This is a genomic window from Croceitalea marina, from assembly GCF_042684265.1.
GTDB lineage: Bacteria > Bacteroidota > Bacteroidia > Flavobacteriales > Flavobacteriaceae > Croceitalea > Croceitalea marina.
Window position 1 is genome coordinate 101363 of the sequence record NZ_JBHULB010000011.1, and the last position, 25923, is coordinate 127285.

Below are 25923 nucleotides of genomic sequence, written 5' to 3' on the forward strand. Positions count from 1 at the left end.
GAATGACACTCCATAAATTTAAATGTATAGATGCCCACACATGTGGAAATCCAGTTCGCTTGGTTGTTGAGGGAGGACCGAATCTAATTGGTTCCTCAATGAATGAAAAGCGACTACATTTTTTAAAAGAGTTCGATTGGATAAGAACCGGGTTAATGTTTGAGCCACGAGGACATGATATGATGAGCGGAAGCATTTTATATCCACCACATAATCCCAAGAATGATGTTTCGGTATTGTTTATCGAAACATCTGGATGTTTGCCTATGTGTGGGCATGGAACTATTGGAACTATTACAATAGCTATCGAAAGAGGTCTAATTGTGCCTAAAGTTCTTGGGAGAATTAGAATGGAAGCACCGGCGGGCTTAGTGGAGATAGAATATCATAAACCAAAAGACAAAGTTGAATGGGTAAAGCTTACTAATGTAAAGAGTTACTTAGCTCATGAAGGATTGGAAGTTAACTGTCCTGAATTAGGAGAGTTAGTTTTTGATGTTGCCTATGGCGGAAATTTTTATGCCATTATTGATCCGCAAACCAATTTTAGTGGAGTACAAGATTTTTCAGCAAGCAAGTTGGTTCAGCTTTCGCAAAATATTAGAAATCTGATAAATGAAAAATACCCAGACCAATTTATTCACCCAGAAAATGATTCAATTCGCGACGTTTCCCATCTACTTTGGACCGGAAATCCCTTAAATGTAAATTCTTCAGGTAGAAACGCAGTTTTTTACGGCGATAAAGCAATCGACCGTTCGCCTTGTGGAACTGGCACTTCCGCAAGACTAGCCCAACTATATGCAAAAGGCAAGTTACAAGTAGGAGAAGAGTTTATTCATGAGAGTTATATAGGTTCTACTTTTATAGGAAAAATAGAGCGTGAGACACAATTAGACGGTGTAAAAGCTATTGTTCCTAGTATAAAAGGCTGGGCAAAAATATATGGTGAAAATACTATTACAATAGATACCGAAGATGATCCGTACGCGCACGGATTTCAAGTTATTTGAATGGGCAAAAGAATTATTATTATTGGAGGCGGAATTATCGGGCTGTGTTCGGCTTATTATCTTGAGAAAGACGGGCATGACATTACCATAATAGATAAATCTGAAATGAATTCTGGGGCATCTTATGTAAATGCAGGTTATATAACCCCAAGTCATATTATTCCCATGGCATCTCCAGGAATGATTTCGAAAGGATTACGGTATATGTTTGATTCAAGTAGTCCTTTTTACATGAAGCCAAGGCTAGATAAGGATTTTATTAAGTGGGCCTGGTATTTTAAGAAGTCGTCAACTATAGAAAAGGTTGAAAAAGCAATTCCTTTGATTAAAGACCTTAATGTGTTGAGCAGAGAGTTGTTTATGGATATTAAAGCATCCGGAGATTTAGGAAACTTCCACCTTGAGCGTAAAGGCTTGTTGATGTATTACCAAACCCAAGCTGAAGGAGACCACGAGATGCTAGTAGCCGAAAAAGCTAAATTTTTAGGTTTGGAAGTTAAGCAATTAGATGCTGCAGGGATACGGAAAATAGAACCAAATATTTCCGTTAACGCCATAGGTGCTGTGCATTATGAGTGTGACGGGCATACCACACCAAATGAGTTTATGCAAAAGATGAAGAACTATCTTGAGGGGAAAGGAGTTCGTATCTACACGAATGAAGAAGTTGTAAGTTTCAAAGCTTCGAATGAAAAAATCGCTACAGTAGAAACAACTAAAAATGTATACAAGACCGATGACCTTGTTTTTGCTGCAGGGTCATGGTCATCGAACTTGGCCAAAAAATTAGAAATTTCGCTACCAATTCAAGCAGGTAAAGGGTATCGAATCGATGTAAAAGAACCAACGGGTATTACAATGCCTGCTATACTAATGGAAGCAAAAATGGCGGTAACGCCTATGAAAGGTTTTACGCGTTTTGCGGGTACTATGGAATTTTCAGGCATAAATTCGAAGATTAGAAAGAAAAGAGTAGCGGCAATAGCAAATAATGCTTCAAACTATTTTAAAGGCCTTCAAATCTCTCAAAGTGATAGAGCAAAAGCGCAATGTGGGTTACGACCAGTGAGCCCAGATGGTCTACCTTACATCGGTAAGGCTTCTGGATATAGAAACCTTGTTATCGCTACGGGCCATGCTATGATGGGGTGGAGTTTAGGGCCCATAACAGGTAGTTTAGTCGCTCAGTTAATTTCTAACTCTAAAACTACTTTAGATATAAAAGCATTGCATCCTGAGCGAAAATTCAAGTAGAATTTATTCTATTGGGCATAATTTCGATGTTTGGCACTTCATTTGCTTTCCATTTGTTTTAAATCAGAGTATTTTTGTAGTATGATAAAAAATTACCCCTGTATCATTTTTATGTGCTTATTGTTTAGTTCTCAATCTTTTGCGCAAGACTTAAAACTTTTTGAGTTAGCCGATTTTGATTTGAACGGCAATGTAAAAACCTGTACCGTTATTACGGCTTACGGTAAAGAAGTTTTTGAATTTAACGAAGAAGGTTTTTTAATAAAGTCTACCACTGCCTACAATGAAGCCGATCAAGATATTACCACCTATAAATATGCTAATGGTTTTTTATTGGAAAAACGAATGGAGAGCTATAAAGACAATGTGTTGGATGAGGCAAGCTCAATGGCAAATTTTTATGAAATCGATACTACAGGGCAAAAAATCATAAAAGAGCAAATTATATCTTACGATAAAGAATTTTTAGAACAGCAAGAATTTATTTTCGGAGAAGAGGACAGAATTTTCAAAATCATCACTTCTCACGAAAATGCAGTAGATGAAACAAGGATTGATTATACAAGTTTTAAAAATGAACTAACTAAAACACGCTTTACAAACGGCGTCATAGAAAAATCGATTAGAACATCTACTAAAAAATCTAAATTGAAGGGAGACCAGAAAATCGTTTTGACCAAAGATTTCTTAGATGGCGAGCCCAATAAGGCAATTGAACAGCGTTTTGATGAAAGTGGTAAACTTATTTATGAAGAACTGTTTTTAAATGACCTCGTTAAAGGCAGCTTTGCTAGTCAAGAAATTCATCTTTTCGAATACGATGAAGAAGGAATTTTGAAAAAAGAAACCATCAAGCAAAAAAATGCAATAGCTACCAAAGAATTCGTTTTTCAGTTTGATGATAATGAGGAAAAAAACTGGGTAAAGAAGATAGTATTGCCCGACAATACCTATACTACACGAAAAATAGAGTACTTTCCAAAATTAGAAATAGAGGAATCTCAAGAATAAGCTATTCAAACTGTTTTAATACACTAGGTTTTATTTCATGTCCGCCTTGAAATACCTGTATTTCGTAATTATCCTTAAAAAGATAATCACTTTTTTCTTTCTCAAGCTTAAGCCGTTCCTTGGTTAAATAGTCATCCGTATCACCATAAACAAGATGAATTGTAGATTTTTTATAATCTATAAAACTGAAATCTTTGTGTTTTAATTCAGAAGGTATTCCCCCGGCATATAGAATAAGACGGTCGAAGATTATCTTTCTTTTTGCTATCCATCTTGAGGCTATTGATACCCCCTGAGAAAACCCTAAAATAATAAGTCTTTTGTCTTCTGGTATTTTTTCAGATTTCATGACTGCATCTAAATATGACAGTACATTATCCATTTCGGTTTGGGTATCTTCTTTGGTTAGCCAACTCGCGCCAACATATTTGTATTCCCCATTTAGATAATACTTTGATGGGGCCTGTGGTGCAATAATGTAGTTTTTTTTTGGATTTAATTCTTTAAAAAACCTAAGAAAATAACGACTTAAAAAACCAATACCATGAAACACAATCCAAACGTTCTCTGTCTGTGAGGTTAAATAGTTAAGAGTTTCATAAGAATTCGTATTGGTAAAGGCAACAGTTTTCTTGGTACATTCCATAGCTTAAAAATAGCCTCTTTTATTATAGGGGTAATGCTTAATTTTACAAAAAATAATAATGGATCAGCACAAAGAAAAAATACTTTCCGTTTGTAACGAAATTTGCAAAGGAACCTTAATGGAAACCTTGGCTATTGAGTTTGTGGATGTAGGAGAAAATTTTCTAATTGCAAGAATGCCTGTTAATTCTAAAGTTCATCAGCCAGACGGAGTGCTGCATGGTGGCGCAACAGTAGCTTTGGCCGAAAGTGTGGGTAGTGCAGCTTCTTATATCTTTTTAGATGGGAATAAATTTTATGTTCGAGGCATAGAAATTTCTGCTAATCATGTGAAAAGCATAAGTGAGGGTTTTGTTTATGCCAAAGCACAGATTATCCATAAAGGCAGAACCACACAACTTTGGGAAATTAAGGTGACCAATGAAGCTGATGAACTGATTTCTAACTGTAAATTAACTACAATTGCCCTCCCAAAAAAATAAAGATTTTTATCAACTCTTTGCCGAAGCCCGTTTTCAAAAAGAGAAAGACTTACCCTTTGTTATATATCAGAGGCCCAATGAACTTTTGGTAAAAGCTATACTCCCCAATACTTCTAATTTAGTGCATGCTTCAGACTTTTTTGAATCTGGTTTTGTTTTTGCACCATTCGATTCTAAAGAAAAAGCAATACTACTTTTCAGTAAAAAAATACTACAGGCGGATTATGAAATAACTCCCGTAGTACAAAATCAGATTATTGGCTCAACTGATAATGGAAAGGAATTCCATTTAGATTTGGTGAATAAGGCAATGGCTTCTATTAAAAACGGAGCTTTGAAAAAGGTGGTTGTCTCACGTAAATTAATTTCAGAAACTAAAAAAGATGCTTTTAAGTTATTTGAGGCATTGCTGAACTACTATCCTGAAGCTTTTAAATACCTTTGGTATCATCCAAAAGCAGGAATGTGGTTAGGGGCCACACCGGAAACCTTGCTCAAAATAGATGGAGCCGTTTTAACAACTACCTCACTAGCAGGAACACTTCCTGTACAAAGTAATCAAGCTCCCCAATGGAGTTCCAAAGAAGTGGAAGAGCAACAATTGGTAACCGACTACATTGTAGATGCACTTTCTGATAAACTAATTGATATCAATGTCACTGAGCCAACTTCAGTAAAAGCCGGTAAACTATGGCACTTAAAATCTCTTATAACCGGCTCCTTGCCAAAAGAACTTGGTTTGAATAGTATTATCGATGCCTTACACCCAACTCCCGCTGTTTGTGGGATGCCCAAGATTGCAGCTAAAGAATTTCTTATTGCGAACGAAAATTATGATAGGGAGTTTTATACCGGTTTTCTTGGCGAACTTAATCTTGGTGTTTCTAGAAAAACACATTTATGTGTGAATTTGCGTTCTATGAAACTAGAAGACACAAAAGCGAGCATTTTTATTGGGGGAGGTATCACGGAGGAGTCCAATGCCGAAAGCGAATGGATGGAAACCCAGCATAAAAGCAAAACAATGCTTAGTTTGCTGTAACCAAACGGGTTTTTTCTCGGTTTTAGTTATTTCAGTTCGTATTTTTGTCAGGCATGAAGCAGTCAAATATACCCTCGGCTATAGCAGTAGTTTCAGCATGTCAAGCTAGGGGGATAAAGAACATTGTTATTTCCCCAGGATCGCGAAACGCACCCCTGACTATCAGTTTCACCGAAAATCCTTTTTTTAATTGTTTTAGTATTGTAGATGAGCGTTGTGCCGCATTTTTCGCATTGGGTATGGCGCTACAGCAACAAAACCCTGTCGCCGTTGTATGTACTTCTGGAAGCGCTTTGTTAAACTATTATCCCGCAATTGCAGAGGCATTTTATAGCACGATACCATTGGTGGTAATTTCTGCTGATAGACCACCCTATAAGATTGACGTAGGTGATGGACAAACCATTCGCCAAGATCATGTTTTTCATAGACATATTGGTTATTCGGCAAATCTTAAGCTCGATGTTAGTCATGCCAAAGAGCGCATAGAGCGCTATGCTCCTCATTTGTTGGCGCAACAACAGATAGAAATCGAAAACCACAATACTTCTGAAGTAAACGAAGCGCTTTATGTAGTTTTAGATAAACAACTTCCTGTTCATATCAATGTACCTTTTGAAGAACCCCTGTATGATACTCAAAAGGTTGGCGAAGCATACCAAAACCCAAACGATGGTATACAAAGTAATGACAGTGTTTTAAATGATATCAAAAAGTATCGTGACCTTTGGAATTCTTCAAAAAAGAAAATGGTACTTGTCGGGGTCAACCATCCTAATGCAATAGAAAAAGAGCAATTGGCAGTTCTAGCTAATAATCCCTCGGTACTTGTTTTTACTGAAACAACTTCTAACCTACATCATCAAAATTGTTTTAAAAGTATAGATAGTATTATTTTTCCTATTGAAAAATCTAAAAATACGGACGAACAGTTTAAAGATTTACAGCCAGATATCTTGCTAACCTTCGGGGGCTTAGTAGTTTCAAAAAAAATCAAGGCTTTTTTAAGAACCTACGCTCCTAAGCACCATTGGCATGTAGATGAGGTAAAGGCTTATGATACCTATTTTTCTTTAACATATCATTTTAAAACCAATACGAGCGCTTTTTTAGAGGCTTTATTATTGGATAATAAACCGGTAAATAGTACTTATTTTGATAAATGGAACTCGGTTAAAAATTCATATGAAGCTAAAAGGAGTAGGTATCTTGAAGAAATTCCGTTTACCGATTTTTCTGTTTTTCATCAGGTTTTAAATAGTATCCCTAATAATTATCAAGTACATTTAGCGAACAGTTCTACTGTGCGGTATGCCCAACTTTTTGATATTAACCCTACCTTAAAATTATTTTGTAATCGCGGTACAAGCGGTATCGATGGCAGCACATCTACCGCGATAGGAGCTTCTATGTACGAGAACGGACCAACACTTTTGATTACAGGTGATCTGAGTTTTTTTTATGACAGTAATGCCCTTTGGAACAGTTATATCAAAAAGAATTTTCGAATAATTTTGATCAATAACTCCGGTGGTGGAATTTTTAGGATTTTACCAGGAGCAGAAGATTCAGAAAACTTTTCAACCTTTTTTGAGACCCGGCATGGTATGAATGCGGAGCATTTATGTAGGCAGTACGGTTTCGAATATGAAAGTGCTAAAGATGAAATTCGGCTTAAAGAAAAATTGTTAGATTTTTACGTTAACTCAGAACAACCAAAAGTATTGGAGGTTTTTACTCCTCGAGAGTTAAATGACAAAATTTTGCTTGGTTACTTTGATTTTATATCTTAGAAGAATTGTAAACTATAAGAACACTAACAATCATGAGTAAAAGAGACGAATTAATTGAAAAGTATGCCGCTGACATCAAAAGCAAATTTGGCGAAACCCCTGACATGGACTTGCTAACCAAAGTTGCTATTGGATTAGGCCCAGCGATTTACAACCTTGATGCCTCAAAGGTTTCGGGCAGTGATGACAAAGAGCTGGAGACGGTAAAGAAGAATTTTTTAATGAAAAAATTAGGTCTTGCCGATAGTCCAAAACTAATGGATGCTATCAACACTGTAATAGAAAAGTATGGCAAGTCTGAAAAGAACAAACACCGTGCAGTAATCTATTACCAATTGGCAAGACATTTTAAAAAGGAATCTGTTTATAACTAGAAACAAATTTTATAGAGATATTTGACCGCTCAGAATTTTGGGCGGTTTTTTTATTTCTACTTTTACCGAATGATACAGTTAGGAAATTTCAACACGCTAGAAATATTGAGAAGTACGAGCGTAGGTCTTTTTTTAGGCGATGACGAGGGTACTGAGATATTATTACCCAATAAATATGTGCCAGACCCTATAGAAATTGGTCAAAAATTAACGGTCTTTTGTTATTTAGATAGTAGTGAACGACCTGTATCAACAACACTGAAACCTTTTATTATTAGAAATGAGTTCGCTTTTTTAGAGGTAGCGGAGTTAAGTACTTATGGGGCATTCATGGATTGGGGTCTAGAAAAGCATTTGTTGGTTCCTTTTCGTGAACAACGCTTAAAAATGGAGCAAGGAAAAAAATACGTAGTCCATTGCTATTTAGACGAACAATCGTTTCGATTAACGGCATCTAATAGGTTGGATAAATTTCTGGATAACGAAAACATCACAAAAAATGTAAATGATGAAGTTTCACTTTTAATAAGTAGAAAAACCGATTTGGGGTGGGAAGCTGTAGTAGATAATAAGCACAAAGGCCTTTTGTTCTTTAGCGATGTATTTAAAGAAATACAAATAGGCGATAGCATCACGGGCTTCATAAAAAATATAAGGGAAGATAAAAAAATGGATGTATCCTTACTCCCCATTGGTCAAAAGATGCTAGAACCCACCGCACAACGAATACTAGAAAAGATTAAGGAAGCAGACGGATTTTTAACATTGCACGATAAGTCTTCTCCTGAAGAAATAAAACAAGAACTTCAGCTTAGCAAAAAGGCATTTAAAAAAGGGGTAGGTACACTTTACCGAGAGCGAAAAATTCTTATAGAACCTAATGGAATTCGTTTGGCTGAGTAATCTACCAGTCCTCATTTGTAGGTAAAAACCTGCTTTTTAACGGTTAATAATAGATTTAATCTGGCTTTATTTTTTTCTTGGTGCAAATATTTTACATTTGTAAGAATTTTTACATTTAAGTGATTGATAGTTATTAGTTTAGAGCCTATTAATCAAAATTAATATCCATTTATATATGCCATTTATAGAGGAGAGCGATTTACTGGATTTACACAAGGATATTGAGAAATCACAAATAATCAATGAGCGATTATTGGATCAAGTAGGTTTCAAAAATAAAGACCTTAGAAAACTTCGAATACAGCGTAATGTGTTGGCCGGTATTACTTTAGTCTTTTTGTTGTTGACATTTGGTTTTTGGGCATTTTTCTCCGGTCTTAGAACTTCGAACGAATTTAGAGGTCAAGAAGTCTTGGCTGAAGCTGAAGATAGCATAAACTCATTCAGAACCCGAATTAATTTTCTTAAAGAAAGAAATGAAGAGTTAAGCCTAGTTAAGGAGTTTTACTTGGCAAAGGAATTTTTAGAAAAAGAAAAAATATATTCGGTTCAGGTTAAGTCTTTTGTTGAAAATAACGCTACTCTAGCCTCTGAGGCACTTACGAATACTTTATTTGTAAAAACAAATCCGTTTTATGCCTATTCTTTGGGTAATTTTGAAACTTTAGAGGAAGCACGACGCTTTAGAAAACAGCTTGTAAATATGGGCTTTAAAGATGCCTTTGTTGCCTCTTATCAAGATGGAAAGCGTGTAAAAATTGAAGACCCGTTTTAATTGAATAAATTAAAAGCATGGGTAAGCGCTGCGCGTCTTAGAACTTTACCCTTATCCATTTCAGGTATTTTAGTGGGAACGGCCCTTGCGAATCTTCAAGGTTATGCTGACATGGTTGTTTTTTGCTTAGCACTGCTAACGACCATGGCTTTTCAAATCACCTCAAACTTTGCCAACGACTATGGCGATGGGGTTAAAGGCACCGATTCAGATGACCGTGTAGGCCCTAAAAGAGCTTTACAAAGTGGTGCCTTAAAAAAAGGAGAGCTTAAATCTGGAATAATAATTAGTGTTGTTTTTTGTCTTTGTCTCACGCTTCCATTAATTTATAGGGCTTTTGGTATTGAGAACTGGCTTAACCCACTTCTTTTTCTTGCCTTAGGAGGATTTAGTATTTGGGCTGCAATTCGCTACACAATGGGAAACACCCCTTATGGATATAGAGGTTTAGGAGATATTTTTGTTTTTATATTTTTTGGATTGCTAGGCGTTTTGGGCTGCTTATTTCTTTACACTAAGACGGTAAATTATTTGGCAATATTACCTGCAATAGCTATAGGGTGTTTATGTGTCGGAGTTTTAAACCTTAATAATCTTAGGGATGTTGATTCCGATAGAAATCATGGTAAAAACACATTGGTAGTTAAAATGGGTTTTCAAAATGGAAAAAAATACCACTACGCACTAATTTTAATTAGCCTTGTGGCAATGCTAACCTTCCATTTTATTAGTATTAAAAGTACTACTCAACTTTTTTATTTTGTGGCTTATATTCCTATTATCTTTCATCTAAAAAAAGTACATGTAACCAAAGTTCCTGCTCAACTAGATACTGAATTAAAGAAACTTGCGTTAAGTACATTCCTGCTATCCTTTCTGTTTTACGTAGCAGTTAATTATTTTTCGTAATTTTATTCTAAAGAATAATGTAAACCAACTTATTTTGGAACACCCCATAAAGATTCTTATTGTAGAAGATAATGTCATTATTGCAGATGACATGCAATCCATGTTAGAGGAAATAGGTTATGAAGTTGTAGACAATGTGATTGTATACGAACAGGCAGTTGAGGTTTTAAAGAACAATCATATAGATTTGGTTCTTATAGATATAATACTGGCATCTGATAAAACCGGAATAGACTTAGGTAAGCACATAAGAGACGTATATAACATACCTTTTGTATTCGTTACTTCCAATTCTGATAAGGCAACAGTGGAAAATGCTAAAACGGTTAAACCAGATGGTTATTTGGTAAAACCTTTTGAGCAACAAGATCTTTATACCTCTATTGAAATTGCCCTATCAAATTTTAATTATTCGAACAAAACAAATAATAATACCGATGTTGACAATGATGAAGGTGATAGTTTTATGTCCAATTCAGTCTTAAAAGACTCCATCTTCGTCAAAAAACAGCATCTATATTATCGAATACAGTTTGGTGACATTCAGTTTATAAAAGCTGATAATGTTTATTTAGAGGTCAATACTGTTGACAAGAAATTCTTGGTTAGATCTCCTTTAAAGGATTATTTGGAAAAGTTACCTAAGGGAAAGTTTTACAGGGCCCATAAGTCATACATCGTTAATGTGGATCATATTGATGCTATTAACTCAAAGGATATTATGATCAATAATACCTTGATTCCAATTTCTAAAGATTTTAAAGAATTTATTATTTCTTCAATGAATTCTTAAGAACAAGATATTTAAGATAGTAAAATGCCCTTTCAAGGGCATTTTTTGTTTAATGATGTTGAACAGAAATGCTTTTTAGAAGTATAAACCACATGTAATAGCAAGTTCACAACAATAATTTCTTTTCATCCTCAAGCTACAATACTTTTACTATGTAATAATTAAGAAAGTAAATTTTTTCATTTTCATATAGTGTTCTCGTAAAAGAGCCTTATCATAAGCGATAAGGCTTTTTTTTGTTTCTAAATTGTAGTATAGCTCTCAGATAGTCTTTAAAATGCATAAAACATCGATAAAATACGCTTTCACATATGACAGCGTTAGTTTCACAACATAATTTGGCACTTTCACAACATTTTCGAACCAAGGCATGGGTTTCATCCTAATTTTGATAGAAATTTATCATGTGCCAAATCTTACGACATTATAATATTTAAAGGACTATACTTTTTGTATGGTCTTTTTTTAGATATGATGTTTAAGTTGTTGTTAAAATCTCCTCAAACTAACTATTCATTAGTGCCTTTGGCATTAAACCTTAGAGATTTTAGGCGTAGAACATCATTTTTATGATGCACAAGATTAATTTGAACATGATTCATACCAAATACAAGTTATTTGAATATGAAACGTTTTCTAAAGTATAGAATGCAAATAATGCCAAAGCAAGCTAAAATATATCTTCTAATCACCCTTTTTTCATTTGGGTACATAGCTGCACAATCTATTCAAAAACAAGAGGTTGATTTGCTTGAAGCTTTTAGGGATAGTGAAAGTGCTTCAGAAAAGTTTGATTTCTTTTTTGAAACCCCTAATAGATACACACAAGATTCAGCTTATGATTGGTTAGACGATGTAAAAGTGTATTTAAATAGTGCCGAGAAAATAAATGATTCTTCCGCTATTAGACTGTACAAACTTATTAAAGCCCAGTTGTATTTTGATATTGGTGACTATAACAAGAGTATTGCTTTTGCAAAAGAATTACCGAAAAGTAAAGACACATTAGGGCAAAAGCCCCTAGAAATTTTACTGACCCTACTAGACGAAAACTATAGAGAACTTAAAATGTTCGATGAACAGATTAAGGTCAGGGAAGAAAAAATTGAATTGGGCTTTACTGAAGGTGTTGCGTTTTATGACATTTATGAAAAAATGGGGCTTTACAGACGAGCAATGAATAAATATGTTCAGACTGTTGGCCCTACAATTGCAGATAACGACCATTTAGGAAAAGCTAAATACCACAATAAGATCGGAAATTTTTTAAGGTTAGAGAAATCAGAACCGACGGCAATAGGAGAATTAAATAAAGCAAGTGGTTTTTTACAGGTTGCAGTTAATGATATCACTATCCAAAAAACGGAAAGTGATCTTTTTGATATTGAATTTTTAAATGCAGAAATTGAAGGGAATATTGGTAAGTGTTATGTCGGCCTAAAACAATACAAGGAGGCCTTACCCCATTTGCAGGCAAGTTTAAAAATTTTCGAAGAATTTAGTAACGGCAAATATGCAGATCAATTGGTTGACAATACCTTAAGTTTCGCCAATGCACATTTGCAACTTGGAAATTACAAAACGGCCAAAAAACATCTTGACAAGGTTTATCAGGTTGAGGACATTCAACAGCAATTAAACCTGAATCATTTATTGGCAAGCTATTATGATAAAACTGAAAATTATAGAACAGCTAACACTTTCTATAAAAAGAACCAACGAATTTCAGACTCTTTAAAAGCGAATGAACAGTCAATTTTAAAGCAGCAATTGGTTGCTATTGTCGGTACCTCTGACTTAGAGAATTCTCGTAGATTGGTAAATGAACAAAAGGCTTCTAATGAGAAGTTCAGAAGTGAATTACAACAACAAAGCGAACGTACAAATCTTGTAATTATCTCTTTAATTTTCACATTACTTGGCTTTGCAGGTTTAGTTTATGCTTATTTAAAGAGTATTAAAAATCAGCGATTAATAGCTCAGCAAAAGCATATTATTGAAGATTCACTAAAAGAAAAAGATTCTTTACTTAAAGAGATTCACCATAGGGTTAAGAACAACTTGCAAATGGTTTCGAGTCTGCTTAGCCTTCAAACAAAAAACACAAGGAGTAAGGCTGCGATTGAAGCACTTGAAGAAGGTAAGAGTAGGGTGAAAGCCATGGCCCTTATCCATCAAAAATTATATCAGAACGAAGACCTTTCGGTTATTGAAATGCAGGGATACATTGAAAGTCTTATTAATAGTGTGCAATCGGTATACAAGAAGGGCGGTCATAATATCAGTATTACTATCGATGCCGAGGGTACTGAGTTAGATATTGATAGAGCCATCCCTTTTGGATTAATTTTAAATGAATTGGTTTCTAATTCTTTTAAATATGCATTTCCGGAAAGTGATGAAAATGGAAAAATTTATATACACTTAAGAAAGAACGGTGATCAGGGGTATTTTGAATATACTGATAATGGAGTAGGCTTACCAGAGGATACGGATGAACGTGCAAATTCTTCAATGGGTATTCGTTTAATGAATCGTTTGGTGAATCAATTACAGTCAAAATTGAATGTGGATAAAACCGGCGAAGGTGTCCGGTTTTGGTTCAACTTTAAATAATTTATTTGACTTCGCTTTTTAAAACTAGCTTGTGAAGCAGTTTTGGAAAAAAACGTTTTACATAAACACCTTTGGTTTCTTTTCCACCTATATAAGCTTCGTAACTCTTTTTCTCGATCGCCCTTATCATTTTGCGACTTAATTTAGTAGTCGAAATTCCATTTGCAGTGGCCTTGTCATTTTTACCTTGAGCAGAACCATTACCGGTAAGCGCACTTTTTGCAATATTGGTGTTTACGAAACCTGGGCATATCATAGTTACATCGATATTGTCTTTTTCATGTTCCATACGCAAAGCGTCAAAGAAGCCGTGTAAAGCATGTTTGGCCCCACAATAACCGGAACGATAGGGAGAAGAAAATTTACCCATTAAGCTACTTACGGTGATAAAGTGACCTGATTTTTGGGCTACAAAGTACGGCAAGATGGCTTTTGTCAATGCAACCGTACCTAAATAATCGACATCTATCATTTTTTGATACACACTAAAATCGGTTTCTGCGATCAAAGACCGTTGGCTAATACCGGCGTTATTGATTAGAATATCGATCTTTCCAACGAGTTCTATGGCTTCCTTAACTTTCTTTTCCATGATAGAAAATTCAGTGACATCTAATGGAAGTACAAAGACATTACTTTTATTAATACAAGAATTTCTAACTTCTTCAAGTGCTTCTTTTCGCCTAGCGGACAAGATGAGCCTACAATTTTTAGAAGCAAGTTGATATGCTAGTTCCTCTCCAATACCTGAAGATGCTCCGGTAATCCAAACTGTTTTTCCATCAATTCTTGCCATAAGAGTTTATTTAGGCTTAAAATATAGCTAATTTTGAACTAGATGATAGCATTCTATAAACGTCATGAGCTTATTTTTAAACGCCCAAGTGGAACTTCGAGAGGTGTTTTAAAGAAAAAAGAAACTTGGTTTTTAATTTTAAAGAACGGCCAAAATTATGGAATAGGAGAGTGTGGACTTTTAAGAGGATTAAGTTTTGATGATGTTCCACATTATGAAGAAAAGTTAATCTGGGTTTGTGAAAACATAGATCTAGGTCTCAAAAATTTATTAATAGAGCTAATAGATTTTCCTTCAATACAGTTTGGTTTAGAGCAGGCTTTTTTATCGCTTCGAGCTAAAAATCCATTTCATCTTTACCCAAGTAATTTCATATTAAATGAGTCTCCTATTGAAATAAATGGACTTATTTGGATGGGTAGCAAAGAATTCATGCTCGAACAGATTTCAGAAAAGCTTGAATCTGGCTTTACCTGTATTAAAATGAAAATTGGGGCCATTGATTTCGAGACTGAACTGTCGTTGCTAAGTTCCATCAGAGAGGTATATGGCAAAGAAGAAATTGAACTGCGTGTTGATGCAAATGGCGCTTTTAAACCAATGGAAGCCTTATCTAAGTTAAAAACCTTATCCCAGTTTGAATTACATTCCATTGAACAGCCAATAAAGCCAGGTAACTTGCAAGAGATGGCCCGTTTATGCAAAACAAGCCCGTTACCTATTGCTCTAGATGAAGAATTAATCGGCGTTGTGAGTTTACAGGAAAAACGAAAAGTACTTGAATCCATAAATCCCCAATATATTATTCTTAAACCAAGTTTGATTGGCGGTTATAAAGGTTCACAAGAATGGATAGACCTAGCAGAAGCGCTTGATATAAAATGGTGGATTACGAGTGCATTAGAGAGTAATATCGGGTTAAATGCAATTGCACAATGGACATACACCCTCAAAAGTAATTTACCACAAGGATTGGGAACCGGTAGTCTCTTTACCAACAATTTTGAAAGCCCTTTGCATGTTGCAAAAGGCAAGTTGTTTTATGGAAAAGATTTATCTTGGCAGCAAGATTTAATAGAACAGTTATGTATATAGAACAGGGGTATAAAGGATTGCATGAAGGCTGGAGATACGTAGTCGGTGTTATTGCAGTTTTTTTTGGTTGGCAGTTTATAGGAGGAATCCCTTTAGTAATTGCATTAATATCAAAGTCAGGGCTTGATTCTTTAGTGACAACTCCAAGTGGAATGTCTGAATTGCTTGGAGCTAATGTTTTTCTATTCTTGATGCTACTAGCTTTTGTTTTCGGCATTTTATTCTTGTTTATTTTTGTTAAATACGTTCATAAGCAATCCTTTAAATCTTTAACAACCTCAAGAGAAAAGATAGATTGGAAAAGAATAATTTTCGCATTTTCATTATGGTCTATAGTTTCAATTTTATTTATTTTATTGGACATTTACCTATCTCCGGATGATTACGTTTTAAACTTTAAGTTTGAAAAGTTTTTGATACTGGCCGCGATTGCGATAGCATTAATTCCGATACAAACTAGTATGGAAGAATATTTTATGAGAGGTTATGTAATGCAAGGATTGGGAATCGCTGTAAAAAACAAATGGATACCTTTAATCGTAACATCTTCAGTTTTTGGATTGTTACATATTTTTAATCCTGAAGTTCAGAAACTTGGCTACGGAATACTTGTTTTTTACATAGGTACTGGTTTTTTTCTGGGAATTATGACATTAATGGATGAGGGACTCGAACTTGCTTTAGGTTTTCATGCCGCAAATAATTTAACAGCAGCACTATTGGTAACTGCAGATTGGACCGCTTTTACAACAGACTCAATATATAGAGATGTTTCTGACCCAGTACTGGGTTGGGATGTTTTAGTTCCAGTTTTTATTGTATTTCCAATTTTACTATTCATTTTTTCAAAAAAATATAAATGGACCGATTGGAAGGGAAGACTTTTCGGAAAAGTCATGAGTAAAGAAGAATTTTTAGCTGTTGAGAATGGAAATCCATCCGAAGTTTAAACTTAATGGCGAGTCGTATTCTGTTCAAGAACTTAAAGAAGTTGCATATAGTTTAGTTAAAGAAGGAAAACCTTTTGAAGTTTCTATTGGTAACTTTCTGCTCAACTGGTTGAGTACATCTAAAACACTTACGGTTTCTACTTCTGGGTCAACAGGTACAGCAAAACAAATTCAACTTCAAAAAACACAGATGGTCAATTCTGCATTGGCTACAGGAAGTTTATTCAACTTAAAAGCGGGAAATTCTGCTTTGCTTTGTTTACCATGTAATTTTATTGCAGGTAAAATGATGCTGGTAAGAGCTATGGTTCTAGGTCTGGAAATGGATAGCGTTGAACCGAGTTCAAATCCATTAAGAGAAGTTATAAAAACTTATGATTTTGGAGCTATGATTCCGCTTCAAGCTCAAAATTCACTAAAAAAATTACAACTAATTGATAAGCTTATTTTAGGTGGAACTCCACTCAATCAAAAACTGAGAAATCAACTCAGCCCTTTAAATACATCTATTTACGAAACTTATGGTATGACCGAGACTATAACACATATAGCTGTTAGAAAGCTCGAGGCTGACAAATTCGTAACCCTTCCAGATGTAACAGTTGTTCAAGATTCAAGAGAATGTTTGGTTATAAATGCCCCAAAGATTTTGACTGAAGAAGTGATTACCAATGATGTAGTAGAATTAATTTCTAATACCGAATTTAAATGGCTAGGTAGATACGACACGGTAATTAATTCCGGAGGAATTAAACTGATTCCCGAACAAATTGAACTAAAACTCTCAAAAATTATTGATAATCGTTTTTTTGTTGCCGGAATACCTGATGAAACTTTAGGTGAAAAATTGGTTTTAGTGGTTGAAAGCTCAGAAATATCAACCTTAGCAGAAAAATTGAAATTTGTAGAGGGGCTTTCAAAATTTGAACTGCCAAAAGCCATTTATTTCATTCCTGAATTTAAAGAGACCAAAAATGGAAAGTTGCATCGCTCCAAAACTATGAAACTTATAAAAAATTAGCTTTACTCATTAAGAGTGGTCTTTTACTCATTATGGCTTTTAAGGCTTTCGATACTCATGTAGGTTTGTCCAAAACAATAAATAAAACCATCATGAAAAGAATATCCATCCTTTTTTTATTTTGTCTATTGCCTTTATTCGGCGAAGCTCAAGAACAAGTTTCAGAGGAACACTCAGCTCAAATCACCATAAGATGTACATGCACGAAAATCGTCGATAATTCACCATTATATATTTTAAACGGAGAGCCAATTCAAAAAGAAGGACTTACCAGTATTTCTCCAAAAAGTATAGTTTCTATTGCTGTTATAAAAGACTTGGAGGCCTTAAATCGTTACGGTACACAGGGTGAATGCGGGGTTGTTTTAATCAAAACGAAAGAACGCAAAAATATAAAATGTAATGCTAAGGTGTATCCTTTTAAGACTTATATCATTAAAAATAATAATTGGGTACTTCAACAAGATATGTATAATGCAATTGAGGCTAACGTACCTTCAGTTAGGGTAAGCAATAGGAATAACATTACTAAAAGGCCATCTGTCGGTATAAGAGGAGATTTCAATACTACCGTAATTGTGGATGGAGTTAGGTTTAATGCATCAATCTTAAGTACATTAAATCCTAATGATATAGAATGCATTAAAGTCGCCCCATCTATTGTCGCCACTAATTACTTTTTAAATAATCTACAGAATTAATATGACTGGTTGAGAGTGTTGATGTTTTAACATAGGTTTATTTCGTATTTTTCATTATCAATTAACTCAAATGAAAAATACACTGCTAATACTTAGTTTTATTCTTCCTTTTCTTTTAACATCACAACAGATATTGCCCGAAAATGAACGGGCTAGGGTAGTAGATGAAATTTTAGAAGACCGTTTTAATAACCTTTTGCCACAATTGATGGATAAGACGGATATTGATATGTGGATTCTAATTTCAAGAGAATATAATGAAGATCCTGTATTACGTACTATGCTCCCAGCCAAGTGGTTAAATGCACGGCGCAGAACTATTTTGGTTTTTTATAGAAATAAAGAAAAGAATACAATTGATAAACTTGCCGTTGCCAGGTATAATGTTGGTAAGAGTATTCAATCTGCTTGGGACAAAGAAAAGGAGCCTAATCAATGGAAACGATTAATGGAGCTTATAGAAGAACGGAATCCTAATAAAATTGGATTAAACTTTTCTAAAGACCACAATATTGCAGATGGGTTGGATAAAACCGATTATGCTGAGTTTATTAAGAATCTTCCAAGCAAGTACAAAAACAAAGTCGTTTCAGCAGAGCAGTTAGCAGTACGTTGGATAGAGACAAGAACAGAAAGGGAAATGGTCATTTATAACCAATTGGTAGCTATTACTCATGATATTATAGCCGAAGCATTTTCCGAAAAAGTGATTACTCCTGGTATTACCACTACGACTGAAGTGGAGTGGTGGATGCGGCAAAAAGTAACGGATTTAGGCCTAGAGACATGGTTTCACCCAACAGTAGATGTACAAAGAACAAGTGAAGAATTGGTCGGTCATTTGTATTCATTTTCCGGTAGGCCCGATGATATGGTAATTCTGCCGGGCGATTTATTGCATTGTGATTTCGGAATAACTTATTTACGCCTAAATACTGATTGTCAAGAATTGGCTTATGTACTAAAACCAGAAGAGAAAAAGGCGCCAGACTTTTTGGTTAATGGTCTTAAAGATGGAAATCGAGTTCAAGACTTTTTAACCAAGAATATGATTAAGGGAAAAACAGGTAATCAAATTTTAGCAAAATCACTTTCGGAAGCTAAAGCTGCTGGCCTAAGACCAGCAATTTATACGCATCCGCTTGGTTCATATGGCCATTCTGCGGGAACTACCATAGGAATGTGGGATTCTCAAAGCGGGGTAATGAAAGATGATGGTGAAAACTATCCGTTAAATCCAAATACGGTTTATGCTATCGAATTAAATACGACCATAACAATTCCTGAATGGAAAAGAGACATTCGAATTATGCTTGAAGAAGCAGGTTTTTATGGTGAAGACGGATTTAGATATGTGAATGGCAGACAAACAGAATTATTGCTTATACCAAGAGTTAAAGCACAACAGGGCAATTAGATAGGTATATTCTTTATGCCGATTATGTTAATCAGTGAAAATTCTATTTAATGATGACATTACTTCTAGCTAAATTATGTAGGAATAGTTTTTTAGTAGCAAACCTTCTTCTTTCTTGTAATAATCTCATTGCCCAAAAAGAATACAGGGGCAAGGTGATTGATTTTAATACTAAAAAACCAATACCTTTTGTAAATATTGGCATTATTGATGCAGGAGTTGGGACAGTTAGTGATGAAAAAGGGTTATTTAAATTAACTTTAGAAGTCCAGCAATATCCTAAGGATGCACAAATTCTTTTTTCTGCTTTGGGTTATGAAACATTTTTTATTCCTACATCAAACATTGTACAATATAATGACGAATATCTAGAGGTACCACTAAAACCCTCTTTTCTAAAATTAAATGAAGTTATTGTTTCCAATAAAGACGGACGATTTATCGATGATAATGTAGGTTACAGAAACTATGGAGAGAAAAGTTTTGGTTATTGGAAAAATAATATCGCTTTAGGAGGAGAACTAGCAACAAAAATTAAAGTAAAAAAAGGTTTAAGAAGACTTAAAAAATTAGAATTTGAAGTTTGGAGCAACCCTTCGGACAGTTTATTACTAAGAATTAACTTTTACGAAGATGATGGCAATCTAGGAAAACCCAAAACTAATCTTAATACCTCTCAAAAAAATATCTATTGTACAATTACTGATAAAGATCATATTGTAAAAGTAGATTTAGAGCCATTCGACATTTATGTAAAGGATAATTTTATAACATCATTAGAGTTGTTAAAGGTTTACGGTGAAAATGAGCTGGGGCTTATTTTGGCCGCTGCCCCTCAGTACACAAAAGAGGGCGAAAATTTACAGAGAAGAGGTGTCACTTTGTTAGAGTCAGACGGTAATGGCTCTTATAGAAAATATTCAAGTCAGGATAAGTGGGAGTTCTTATCAGATTTAAATATGGCTTATTATATAGAATCCGAATTAATGGTCTCGGAAAAAGTTGCAAATCGTTTTGAGCGAAGAATGCAAAAGAAAAAAAAGAAACAACAAACTATTTCTGGTTTTACCTTATTTAATGGGAGAATGGTTTCTGGAGTTTCGATTTTTAATACCAGAACAAAAGACAATGTCATTTCAGATGATAAAGGAAGATATAAAATACCTGCAAAAGCTAAGGACACTATATCATTTTCAAAAAGAGGATTTATTAAATTGTATGTTCAGGCTACGGCTAAGCCTTCACTTAATGTAATGATGAAAGCTGAAAGTAATTAAGCTATGAATTTTAAACATTTCATCAATACCCAATATCAAGAAGCATCAGGGGGAATTAATTTATGACTCCCCTGATGGTTTTGCTTTAGATTTATTTACCTACCTGGTCCCCTATTTTTTCGAGCGATACTTTCTGGTTAAGTTTTGAGAGTTCGACCAATTTGGTTGTTGCGGTCTCGTTAGGTGAGCCATAGTTTCGGTATACGGTACATTTCACGAATATGGGAAAGTTTTCTTCTTCAATGGACTTGTTCTCGATATTGACCAACCAGGTCCCTTTTTTCGATTCCTCGATAAGGAACTGCTCGGTCTGGTAGCCATGCTCCGTTTCATTGAGCAGTCGTTCTTCGTTCTTCTCATAGGTATGGCTCCAGGTATCGAACTTTCTGTTGGGGTTTACGAACTGTACCTCAAAAGGGGCCGCAGCGACGTTCCAATCGAAAACGATACGCGTATCAAGGTTCAGGGCTTTTTCCAAAAAGGTATCCGGCAGTTCCCAGTAGGGTACCTTGGACTTATGCTTTGTGGTCAGATGTCGAATTTCTATGGTCACCGTTCTAATGATGTCGGCATCCAATGTGGCCCCTAAGATTCGGCCGGAGAGCATTTGTTTGTAAAGCCCGAAAGCTTTTTTATAGTCTTTTGTTTTCACCAATGCCCTTGCCATATCGAGGTAGCTCTGTGTTCTGTCCGGTCTGAGGTTTGCTATTTTCTTATAGAGTTCAAGGCTTTTGTCGTGCATACCCTCGCTTTCATAGAACATGGCCTTTGTTTTCATGAGTGTGATATTGGTCTCACTTTCACCTAGTTTGGCAATGGTCTTTTCTAGGGAGACATTTTTAAAGCTGGCCGCATCATTGGTATAACTGTTGCCCTGCACCAGAGCGGATGGATTTTTCGCGACTTCTTTTTGCCTACCGTTCTTCGCCTTGTTGGTCGTTTCGATAAGTATGACCCCTCCGCGGCCCAGACTCCCGTACCTATTGGTGCCCGCCAGGCCATTGATAACGGTAGCCTTGGTTATGGTATTGGGGTCGAGAAAATTCGGTGGGGTGGTGAACGGAATATCGTCTACAACGAACAAAGGGGGAGCTTCAAATTCTATGGACGTTTCGCCCCTTATCTGATAGGTCTCTTCCCCAATAAATCCCGATACTATTAGCCCGGGGAACTGCCCGGAAAGATACCTGCCGAGCGAAGTGGCACTTTTTGAGAGCTCCCTATCTTCTTTGGTTGTTACCCCAAAACCCAGGCTCCTGCTTTTTCTTTTGCCCAGGGCCGTTTCGATTTCCTCTTCACCGGCCTGCTCTAAAGTATTCTCCGTTACGGTAACCTCTTTTAGTTCGGTATATTTGGGGTCGAGCTCAAAGTCGATCACTTCTTTTGTTACCTGTAGGCTTTTCGGCTTAAGGTTAAAGAAGTTAGCGGTCAAAATGTCGCCATAATCCGCATTTATGAGATATTCACCGTTGCCGTTGGTCTCAACCTGGTCATAACTGCCCTGTACATTTATTTTAACGCCCTGTACGGGTTTGCCTTTTGAGGTGACCCTGCCACTAACCTGATTTTCGGTGGAGGCCGATACAACGGCACTCTCCGATAACGACACCGCATCATCGGTGTAGGTGTTTTTGTTTAAAAGAGAGTTTCTAAGTGTTTTTGGTCCTTTTACTGAATGAATATTGTTTATGGTGTTAATAAACAAGGTGCCATCTTTACCCCCCGCACCGAATGTTGAAGCGGCCGAAACTCCAGGTACAAACATAACACTTTCGATTATCTCTGGCGGAACAAGCATCGAAACGGATAATCCAGAATTGACCCCAGGAACACCGATAGGGGGATCGTCATTTATAAGAACACCATCGATAACTACCCTAACCTTTTGACCATCTCTACCTGAAAAAACTTCTTGGTTTAAGGGGCCTTTTACTTGAAGTGCAGGAAAGCGGCCACGTACCAATTGCCCAAAAGAGATGGCCCCTTTTGAGAGTTCATCCTTAGTTTTTATGTGTGCGGTAACGCCTATACTATTTCTAGATTTGAGGCCAAGGGGAGTAATAACTTTCTCATTGCCATAGTCTTCCTTGCGTTTTTCGGTGACGACCACTTCCTTAAGCTTTTCATACCTGGGCTGCAATTCAAAATCGACTACCGCATTGTCACCAACTTTTTTTGTTTTGGACTTAAGGGTAAAAAAATCAGTTTCCAAGACATCGCCATATTCGGCGTTAACGGCATACTCACCATTGCTATTGGTCTCGACCTGATCCAGACTGCCCTTCACCCTTATTCTAACGCCTTGAACCGGTTCTCCGTTTACGGTCACCTTGCCCGTTACCGATGCCTGTTTTTTTAAACTTTTTTGATAGTTGCCCTTAACTTCTTCTTTAGTGGTAGTTTTTGTTGCAAACGAATCGGGAAAATTTTCACGATAACCTACCTCTACCGAATAGGCCATACCCATGGCCGGGTAGGTGACCCAGTTAGATTGGCCATTGAATCTGCTAAAGACCGAGCTGCCATCATTGGACATCGCCAGTTCTATTTCTGGGGTATCTCCTTTTACCTCTATAAGTTGTAGGCTCACAATGATATCGCCTTGAGCGATAACACTTTCATCAGAAATATCAATAATTTGGTCTTCTTCATTTTTAGTTATCCAATGGGTAATTGAATTTTTTAGTAAAGATTTATTGGGTAGTTTATTTTGAATATCGTAGACATTTAGTCTTAGTTGAATACTATCGGCCAAGTTTTTGGTCACCTTAAAATATACTTTTTCGATAATAGCTTCGTCATAGGGTATATTAACTTGTGATGCCAATTCACTGCCGTTGAATAATACTTTTGTCAACGGAACACTGGCATACAAGTTTTTGGTAGTTCCACCCAGAATAGTTTTTTTATTAAAATTAGAATTCGCCTCAACAGTTTTTTCAGTTTTAATGGGTGTTAAGAGAATAAATTCTCTTTCAGAAAAGTATTGTTCGATTTTTGTAATTGGTATAGCCCAATTATAATAGCCCAAGGATGATACAACTAATATATCTTTTTCACTTAAAGATTCACTAGGCAGGTCGATTTTAAAATATCCGTCTTTATCCGCGATACCGCCCCAATCTTTTCCCTTTATTCCAATTTCCGCATGTGCAATTGGGCTTTGTTTAAATCGATCAAAGACCATCGCGTCTATTTCAATCTGTTTCTGTGCAAAACCGGTAAAAAAATTAATAAGAACTAAGGCGACTAGTATCGTGGTCTTTTTCATGGCGAAGGTGATTTTATTTCTAAATATAAGAATTATACCACAATTTTTATGCCATGAAAAGCTATTTTAATGGACTAAGTTGAACAATTATGTTTAAGCTACATTTAATCCTAAATCGTTACACCTGTAGTACTCCCAAATTAAATTGTTTTTCAATTGGAGCATGGTTGGCTGCCGCTATACCCATTGAAACCCACTTTCTGGTATCTAAGGGATCAATAATGGCGTCCGTCCATAGACGAGCCGCAGCGTAATAGGGAGAAACCTGATTATCATAGCGGTCTTTTATGCTTTTAAAGAGTTCTGCTTCTTTTTCTTGAGTAATTTTTTCACCTTTTTTTTCTAAGGAGGCCTTCTCTATTTGCAAAAGTACTTTGGCGGCTGAATTACCACTCATAACGGCTAGCTCTGCACTTGGCCACGCAGCGATTAATCTTGGGTCATAAGCTTTTCCGCACATAGCATAGTTGCCCGCTCCATAACTGTTGCCAATAATAATTGTGAATTTCGGTACAACGGAGTTACTGACCGCATTGACCATCTTCGCACCGTCTTTAATTATACCGCCGTGTTCACTTTTGCTCCCTACCATGAATCCGGTAACATCTTGTAAAAATACCAGGGGTATTTTCTTTTGGTTACAATTGGCTATAAAGCGGGTGGCCTTATCTGCAGAATCTGAATAAATAACACCGCCAAATTGCATTTCACCTTTTCCGTTTTTCACTACTTTTCTTTGATTGGCAACAATACCTACTGCCCATCCATCAATTCTGGCATAGCCGGTCAATATGGTCTTTCCGTAATCAGCTTTGTACTGCTCAAATTTTGAATCATCGACAAGCCTTTCAATAATTTCTAGCATATCATACTGGTCAGAACGCGAACTAGGCAAAATACCATAAATGTCTTCTTGCTTCTTGGCAGGCAATTTAGATGTTGTACGATTATATCCGGCTTTATCAAAATCTCCAATCTTACCCATTATATTTTTTATGGTCGATAAAGCTTCTGCATCGTCTTTCATTTTGTAATCAATTACACCACTTATTTCAGAATGAGTGGTAGCACCTCCCAAAGTTTCATTATCTATACTTTCACCGATTGCCGCTTTTACCAAATAACTTCCTGCTAAGAAAATACTACCCGTTTTGTCTACAATTAAAGCCTCATCGCTCATAATTGGTAAGTAAGCTCCCCCAGCAACGCAACTTCCCATAACGGCAGAAATTTGGGTAATTCCCATACTGCTCATAATGGCGTTGTTTCTAAAAATCCGACCGAAGTGTTCTTTATCGGGAAAAATTTCATCTTGCATGGGCAAGTAAACTCCGGCACTATCAACCAAATAAATTATGGGTAGTTTATTCTCGATAGCAATTTCTTGGGCACGTAAATTTTTCTTTCCAGTTATGGGAAACCAAGCCCCGGCCTTAACGGTCGCATCATTGGCAACTATCACACACTGTTTGCCTTGAACATAACCGATTTTTATAACAACACCACCTGATGGGCAACCACCATGCTCTTCATACATTCCTTCACCGGCAAAGGCCCCTATTTCAATCGCATCTTTAGCATTATCCAAAAGATAATCAATTCGCTCTCTTGCGGTCATTTTTCCTTTTGCATGATGTTTTTCGATACGGATTTTACCCCCACCTAGTTTGACCTTGGCAAATCGTGTTCTTAGTTCTGATACTTTTAGCTTATTTTGGTCTTCGTTTTTATTGAACTTGAGGTCCATAAATGAAATTCTTGTTACGTTTATGGCTTAAAGATAAG

The 25923-nt window shown here is 36.0% G+C and carries 22 protein-coding genes; 18 read left to right on the forward strand and 4 right to left on the reverse strand.

The annotated features are described in order from the left end of the window. The first annotated feature begins 2 nt into the window (after positions 1-2). The 3 genes from ACFSQJ_RS09410 (at position 3) to ACFSQJ_RS09420 (ending at position 3278) form a co-directional block, all read left to right on the forward strand. On the forward strand, positions 3-1013 hold the full coding sequence (locus tag ACFSQJ_RS09410; RefSeq protein WP_377766705.1) for a 4-hydroxyproline epimerase: 1011 nt from the start codon (positions 3-5) through the stop codon (positions 1011-1013). After that, the gene (locus tag ACFSQJ_RS09415; RefSeq protein WP_377766706.1) at positions 1014-2267 is read left to right on the forward strand and encodes an NAD(P)/FAD-dependent oxidoreductase; all 1254 of its coding nucleotides are present in this window, start codon (positions 1014-1016) and stop codon (positions 2265-2267) included. A gap of 81 nt (positions 2268-2348) precedes the next feature. Then, a complete protein-coding gene (locus ACFSQJ_RS09420; protein ID WP_377766707.1) occupies positions 2349-3278 on the forward strand; it encodes a hypothetical protein in 930 nt (309 codons plus the stop codon). Between the two features lies 1 nt (position 3279). Here the strand turns inward: ACFSQJ_RS09420 and ACFSQJ_RS09425 are convergent, their stop codons facing one another. Beyond that, positions 3280-3924: an alpha/beta hydrolase gene (locus tag ACFSQJ_RS09425; protein ID WP_377766708.1), complete on the reverse strand. Its 645-nt coding sequence runs from the start codon at positions 3922-3924 to the stop codon at positions 3280-3282. A 58-nt stretch (positions 3925-3982) separates the two neighbouring features. Between ACFSQJ_RS09425 and ACFSQJ_RS09430 the strand changes: the two genes are divergently transcribed. The 9 genes from ACFSQJ_RS09430 (at position 3983) to ACFSQJ_RS09470 (ending at position 13610) form a co-directional block, all read left to right on the forward strand. Further along, positions 3983-4405, forward strand: coding sequence for a PaaI family thioesterase (locus ACFSQJ_RS09430; RefSeq protein ID WP_377766709.1), 423 nt, complete (start codon positions 3983-3985; stop codon positions 4403-4405). After that, positions 4386-5447, forward strand: coding sequence for a chorismate-binding protein (locus ACFSQJ_RS09435; RefSeq protein ID WP_377766710.1), 1062 nt, complete (start codon positions 4386-4388; stop codon positions 5445-5447). Before ACFSQJ_RS09430 ends, ACFSQJ_RS09435 begins: the two co-directional genes overlap by 20 nt. 53 nt (positions 5448-5500) lie before the next feature. Then, positions 5501-7240 (forward strand): 2-succinyl-5-enolpyruvyl-6-hydroxy-3-cyclohexene-1-carboxylic-acid synthase, encoded by a 1740-nt coding sequence (gene menD / locus ACFSQJ_RS09440; protein WP_377766711.1) that lies wholly within the window; start codon positions 5501-5503, stop codon positions 7238-7240. Between the two features lie 32 nt (positions 7241-7272). After that, a complete protein-coding gene (locus tag ACFSQJ_RS09445; protein WP_377766712.1) occupies positions 7273-7614 on the forward strand; it encodes a DUF2853 family protein in 342 nt (113 codons plus the stop codon). 69 nt (positions 7615-7683) lie between these two features. After that, a complete protein-coding gene (locus tag ACFSQJ_RS09450) occupies positions 7684-8517 on the forward strand; it encodes a CvfB family protein (protein WP_377766713.1) in 834 nt (277 codons plus the stop codon). 175 nt (positions 8518-8692) lie between these two features. After that, positions 8693-9292, forward strand: coding sequence for an SPOR domain-containing protein (locus ACFSQJ_RS09455; protein WP_377766714.1), 600 nt, complete (start codon positions 8693-8695; stop codon positions 9290-9292). Next, entirely contained in the window at positions 9293-10201 is a 909-nt protein-coding gene (menA, locus tag ACFSQJ_RS09460; protein ID WP_377766715.1) for a 1,4-dihydroxy-2-naphthoate octaprenyltransferase, read from the forward strand. It begins immediately after the preceding gene. A gap of 34 nt (positions 10202-10235) precedes the next feature. Continuing rightward, entirely contained in the window at positions 10236-10994 is a 759-nt protein-coding gene (locus ACFSQJ_RS09465) for a LytR/AlgR family response regulator transcription factor (protein WP_377766716.1), read from the forward strand. 624 nt (positions 10995-11618) lie between these two features. Further along, entirely contained in the window at positions 11619-13610 is a 1992-nt protein-coding gene (locus ACFSQJ_RS09470) for a histidine kinase dimerization/phosphoacceptor domain -containing protein (RefSeq protein WP_377766717.1), read from the forward strand. A gap of 1 nt (position 13611) precedes the next feature. Here the strand turns inward: ACFSQJ_RS09470 and ACFSQJ_RS09475 are convergent, their stop codons facing one another. Beyond that, positions 13612-14406 carry an SDR family oxidoreductase gene (locus ACFSQJ_RS09475; RefSeq protein ID WP_377766718.1) on the reverse strand — a complete coding sequence of 265 codons (795 nt, stop codon included), beginning with the start codon at positions 14404-14406 and terminating at the stop codon, positions 13612-13614. Between the two features lie 42 nt (positions 14407-14448). On the opposite strand from ACFSQJ_RS09475, the gene ACFSQJ_RS09480 reads away from it, so the two are divergent. From ACFSQJ_RS09480 to ACFSQJ_RS09505, 6 genes are all read left to right on the forward strand, one after another. Then, a complete protein-coding gene (locus ACFSQJ_RS09480; protein ID WP_377766719.1) occupies positions 14449-15501 on the forward strand; it encodes an o-succinylbenzoate synthase in 1053 nt (350 codons plus the stop codon). Beyond that, positions 15492-16451 carry a CPBP family intramembrane glutamic endopeptidase gene (locus ACFSQJ_RS09485; RefSeq protein ID WP_377766720.1) on the forward strand — a complete coding sequence of 320 codons (960 nt, stop codon included), beginning with the start codon at positions 15492-15494 and terminating at the stop codon, positions 16449-16451. Before ACFSQJ_RS09480 ends, ACFSQJ_RS09485 begins: the two co-directional genes overlap by 10 nt. Continuing rightward, positions 16429-17472 (forward strand): AMP-binding protein, encoded by a 1044-nt coding sequence (locus tag ACFSQJ_RS09490; RefSeq protein ID WP_377766721.1) that lies wholly within the window; start codon positions 16429-16431, stop codon positions 17470-17472. The genes ACFSQJ_RS09485 and ACFSQJ_RS09490 overlap by 23 nt, the downstream gene beginning before the upstream one ends. 92 nt (positions 17473-17564) lie before the next feature. Beyond that, entirely contained in the window at positions 17565-18173 is a 609-nt protein-coding gene (locus tag ACFSQJ_RS09495) for a TonB-dependent receptor plug domain-containing protein (protein WP_377766722.1), read from the forward strand. Positions 18174-18243: 70 nt separating this feature from the next. Next, the gene (locus tag ACFSQJ_RS09500; RefSeq protein ID WP_377766723.1) at positions 18244-19590 is read left to right on the forward strand and encodes a M24 family metallopeptidase; all 1347 of its coding nucleotides are present in this window, start codon (positions 18244-18246) and stop codon (positions 19588-19590) included. A 155-nt stretch (positions 19591-19745) separates the two neighbouring features. Then, positions 19746-20867 (forward strand): carboxypeptidase-like regulatory domain-containing protein, encoded by a 1122-nt coding sequence (locus ACFSQJ_RS09505; RefSeq protein WP_377766724.1) that lies wholly within the window; start codon positions 19746-19748, stop codon positions 20865-20867. Positions 20868-20958: 91 nt separating this feature from the next. Here the strand turns inward: ACFSQJ_RS09505 and ACFSQJ_RS09510 are convergent, their stop codons facing one another. Together ACFSQJ_RS09510 and ACFSQJ_RS09515 are read right to left on the reverse strand one after the other, a co-directional pair. Then, positions 20959-24138: a TonB-dependent receptor plug domain-containing protein gene (locus ACFSQJ_RS09510; RefSeq protein WP_377766725.1), complete on the reverse strand. Its 3180-nt coding sequence runs from the start codon at positions 24136-24138 to the stop codon at positions 20959-20961. 118 nt (positions 24139-24256) lie between these two features. Then, positions 24257-25885 carry an acyl-CoA carboxylase subunit beta gene (locus tag ACFSQJ_RS09515; protein ID WP_377766726.1) on the reverse strand — a complete coding sequence of 543 codons (1629 nt, stop codon included), beginning with the start codon at positions 25883-25885 and terminating at the stop codon, positions 24257-24259. Positions 25886-25923: the final 38 nt, after the last annotated feature.

Coding starts and splice junctions, on each gene's coding strand:
- ACFSQJ_RS09455 (WP_377766714.1), top strand. CDS start 8,693: ATGCCATTTATAGAGGAGAGCGATTTACTGGATTTACACAAGGATATT.
- ACFSQJ_RS09480 (WP_377766719.1), top strand. CDS start 14,449: ATGATAGCATTCTATAAACGTCATGAGCTTATTTTTAAACGCCCAAGT.
- ACFSQJ_RS09470 (WP_377766717.1), top strand. CDS start 11,619: ATGAAACGTTTTCTAAAGTATAGAATGCAAATAATGCCAAAGCAAGCT.
- ACFSQJ_RS09475 (WP_377766718.1), bottom strand. CDS start 14,406: ATGGCAAGAATTGATGGAAAAACAGTTTGGATTACCGGAGCATCTTCA.
- ACFSQJ_RS09445 (WP_377766712.1), top strand. CDS start 7,273: ATGAGTAAAAGAGACGAATTAATTGAAAAGTATGCCGCTGACATCAAA.
- ACFSQJ_RS09410 (WP_377766705.1), top strand. CDS start 3: ATGACACTCCATAAATTTAAATGTATAGATGCCCACACATGTGGAAAT.
- ACFSQJ_RS09450 (WP_377766713.1), top strand. CDS start 7,684: ATGATACAGTTAGGAAATTTCAACACGCTAGAAATATTGAGAAGTACG.
- ACFSQJ_RS09510 (WP_377766725.1), bottom strand. CDS start 24,138: ATGAAAAAGACCACGATACTAGTCGCCTTAGTTCTTATTAATTTTTTT.
- menD (WP_377766711.1), top strand. CDS start 5,501: ATGAAGCAGTCAAATATACCCTCGGCTATAGCAGTAGTTTCAGCATGT.
- ACFSQJ_RS09490 (WP_377766721.1), top strand. CDS start 16,429: ATGGAAATCCATCCGAAGTTTAAACTTAATGGCGAGTCGTATTCTGTT.
- ACFSQJ_RS09485 (WP_377766720.1), top strand. CDS start 15,492: ATGTATATAGAACAGGGGTATAAAGGATTGCATGAAGGCTGGAGATAC.
- ACFSQJ_RS09515 (WP_377766726.1), bottom strand. CDS start 25,885: ATGGACCTCAAGTTCAATAAAAACGAAGACCAAAATAAGCTAAAAGTA.
- ACFSQJ_RS09425 (WP_377766708.1), bottom strand. CDS start 3,924: ATGGAATGTACCAAGAAAACTGTTGCCTTTACCAATACGAATTCTTAT.
- ACFSQJ_RS09430 (WP_377766709.1), top strand. CDS start 3,983: ATGGATCAGCACAAAGAAAAAATACTTTCCGTTTGTAACGAAATTTGC.
- ACFSQJ_RS09420 (WP_377766707.1), top strand. CDS start 2,349: ATGATAAAAAATTACCCCTGTATCATTTTTATGTGCTTATTGTTTAGT.
- ACFSQJ_RS09495 (WP_377766722.1), top strand. CDS start 17,565: ATGAAAAGAATATCCATCCTTTTTTTATTTTGTCTATTGCCTTTATTC.
- ACFSQJ_RS09500 (WP_377766723.1), top strand. CDS start 18,244: ATGAAAAATACACTGCTAATACTTAGTTTTATTCTTCCTTTTCTTTTA.
- ACFSQJ_RS09415 (WP_377766706.1), top strand. CDS start 1,014: ATGGGCAAAAGAATTATTATTATTGGAGGCGGAATTATCGGGCTGTGT.